General features: G+C 71.4%; 3 protein-coding genes. 1 reads left to right on the forward strand and 2 read right to left on the reverse strand.

Annotated features, from left to right (window positions below; translation table 11 throughout):
* A partial coding sequence (locus HGA02_RS15030; RefSeq protein WP_246247849.1) for a catalase occupies window positions 1-1445 on the reverse strand: 1445 nt, incomplete at its 3' end.
* A gap of 92 nt (window positions 1446-1537) precedes the next feature.
* Window positions 1538-1972, reverse strand: a complete 435-nt coding sequence (locus HGA02_RS15035; protein WP_425483069.1) for a Fur family transcriptional regulator — start codon at window positions 1970-1972, stop codon at window positions 1538-1540.
* 396 nt (window positions 1973-2368) lie between these two features.
* Here HGA02_RS15035 and infC point away from each other — a divergent pair.
* Window positions 2369-2993, forward strand: a 625-nt coding sequence (gene infC / locus HGA02_RS15040) for a translation initiation factor IF-3 (RefSeq protein ID WP_168679830.1), incomplete at its 3' end; no start/stop codon positions are given.

Genomic DNA, 2993 nt, shown 5'->3' on the forward strand with positions numbered 1-2993 from the left:
CGTGGAGGCCGAGCGGGACCGCCTGGATGAAGACGGGCGGGAGGCGCTCGCCCTGCTGCAGGCGGAGGTCGAGCGGTTCTCGCGCCTCGTCCAGGACCTGCTGGAGATGTCGCGCTCCGACGCCGGGCCCGCGCCGCGTCGTCGAAGACCTCGCGGTAAAGCGTTCCGGCCTGGACGAAGTCGTCGTCCTCGGCGTGCAGCGTCGCGGCGGCGCGGACCATCGCGCCGTCGGACTCCCACCCGCCGGACTCGCCGGCGCGCGCCGGGTCGGCCGCGGGGCCGCCCGCCGAGTTCGGGGCGTAGACGGGGACGTCGGGGCTGGGGAAGGCGATGCGCGCGGCGCCGTCCTTCGAGTACGAGTGCACGTCGGAGTGCGGCGCGTTGACCGGGAGCTGCGCGTGGTTGGTGCCCACGCGGTACCGGTGCGCGTCGGCGTAGGAGAAGATCCGCGCGAGCAGCATCTTGTCGGGGCTGGCGGCGATGCCGGGGACGAAGTTCGACGGCGCGAACGTCGCCTGCTCGATCTGCGCGAAGTAGTTCTCGGGGTTGCGGTTGAGCTCCATGACGCCGACCTCGATCAGCGGGTAGTCCGCGTGCGGCCACACCTTCGTGAGGTCGAACGGGTTGAAGCGGTACGTCTTCGCGTCCTCGTACGGCATGACCTGGACCGACAGGGTCCAGCGCGGGAAGTCGCCGGCCTCGATGTGGCCGAACAGGTCGCGGATGTGGTGGTCGGCGTCGGACCCGGCGAGCTGCGCGGCCTCGTCGGCGCTCAGGTTGTCGATGCCCTGCTGGGTCTTGAAGTGGTACTTGACCCAGAACCGCTCGCCCGCGGCGTTGACCCACTGGTAGGTGTGCGAGCCGAAGCCGTCCATGTGGCGCCACGACGACGGCAGACCGCGGTCGCCCATGAGCCAGGTGACCTGGTGCGCCGACTCGGGCGACAGCGTCCAGAAGTCCCACTGCATGTCGTTGTCGCGCAGGTGCGAGCCGGGCAGGCGCTTCTGCGAGCGGATGAAGTCGGGGAACTTGATCCCGTCGCGGATGAAGAAGACCGGGGTGTTGTTGCCGACGAGGTCGTAGTTGCCCTCGGACGTGTAGAACTTCAGCGCGAACCCGCGCGGGTCGCGCCACGTGTCGGGCGAGCCGTTCTCGCCGGCGACCGACGAGAAGCGGGCCAGCATCTCGGTCTGCACGCCCGGCTGGAACAGCGCGGCGCGCGTGTAGGCGGAGACGTCGCCCGTCGTCGTGAACGTGCCGAACGCGCCGCCGCCCTTGGCGTGGACCACGCGCTCGGGCACGCGCTCGCGGTTGAACTGCGCGAGCTTCTCGACGAGGTAGTGGTCGTGCAGGACGATCGGGCCGTCGGCGCCGACGGCCAGCGAGTGCGCGTCGGAGGCGACGGGAGCGCCGCTGTTCGTCGTCGTCGGGGGCACGTGAGACATGGGTGTCCTCTCCAGGGTGGGTGGTGCGACGCGCGACCCGGGTACCGGGCGCCCGTCAGGGCCGGCGTGCTCGGCGGTCGCCGGGCGGCCGGTCAGTCGTCGGCGGCGGCCGCGGCCGCCGCGCAGGTGGGGCACAGGCCCCAGAACGTGACCTCCGCCGTCTCGACCGCGAAGCCGGACGTGGAGGAGGGGATGAGGCAGGGGGCGTGGCCGGTGACGCAGTCGACGTCGTCGACCGCGCCGCAGCCCCGGCAGACGACGTGGTGGTGGTTGTCGCCCACGCGCCGCTCGTAGCGCGCCGGGTGCCCCGCGGGCTCGATACGCCGGAGCAGCCCGGCGGTGGTGAGCGCGCCGAGCACGTCGTAGACGGCCTGCACCGACACCGACGGCACGCCGGCGCGCACGAGGCGGAGCACGGTGTCCGCGTCGGCGTGCGGGGTGCGGCGGAGCGCGTCGAGCACGGCCAGTCGCGGGCTGGTGACCCGCAGGCCGTGGTCGCGCAGGAGTGCGGTGTCGTCCACGTGCACCACCCAACCATCGAAACTGGAATGATTCAAGTCTTGGAATCGTTCCATCTGACGTGGACCCGGCGGCGGGTGCCCCTCGGACGAGGGGTGCGCGGCCGTCTGGTAACCTTGTCCACGACTGACCTGCGACCGCGCGCGACTCGACCCTCACGGGACGGCGTCCGACGGTCCAGGGGCACAAGTGGAGAACCTCCCACCTGGGTCTCGACCGACCGGCTCGACCGGCGACAGGGACCGGGTCACCAGTCCGCACGTCGACGGCCCCGCCGTTCGGCGCGACTCGCGGCGACCGCACGGTCGTGCGCGGGGCGGAGCTGTACGAGGCCTCCTCCTGTGCTCAGGACGGGGGCCTTCCTCGTTCCTGACGGTCCGCCACGACGAACCTGAGGAGCACACATCAGCGAGCCCCGCATCAACGATCGGATCCGCGTCGCCGAGGTCCGCCTGGTCGGCCCCAACGGCGAGCAGGTCGGCATCGTCCGCGTGGAAGACGCACTGCGCCTGGCCCAGGACGCCGACCTCGACCTCGTCGAGGTCGCCCCGGACGCCCGCCCGCCCGTCTGCAAGATCATGGACTACGGCAAGTTCAAGTACGAAGCAGACATGAAGGCCCGCGAGGCCCGGCGCAACCAGACCAACACGGTCCTCAAGGAGATCCGCTTCCGCCTGAAGATCGACCCGCACGACTACGGCACCAAGAAGGGCCACGTCGAGCGGTTCCTCAAGGCGGGGGACAAGGTCAAGGTCATGATCATGTTCCGCGGTCGCGAGCAGTCGCGCCCGGAGATGGGCATCCGCCTGCTGCAGCGCCTCGCCGACGACGTCGCCGAGCTCGGCTTCGTCGAGAGCTCGCCCAAGCAGGACGGGCGCAACATGATCATGGTCCTCGGCCCGACCAAGAAGAAGGCGGACCAGAAGCAGGAGCAGCGTCGTGCCGCGCAGGCCGCGGCCCGTGCCGCGGAGGGGGAGACCGAGTCTCCCGCCGCCGCGCCGGCTCGCACCGAGGCGCCCGCCGCACCCG

This window comes from Cellulomonas septica, from assembly GCF_012396155.1.
In the GTDB taxonomy this organism is placed as follows: Bacteria; Actinomycetota; Actinomycetes; order Actinomycetales; family Cellulomonadaceae; genus Cellulomonas; species Cellulomonas septica.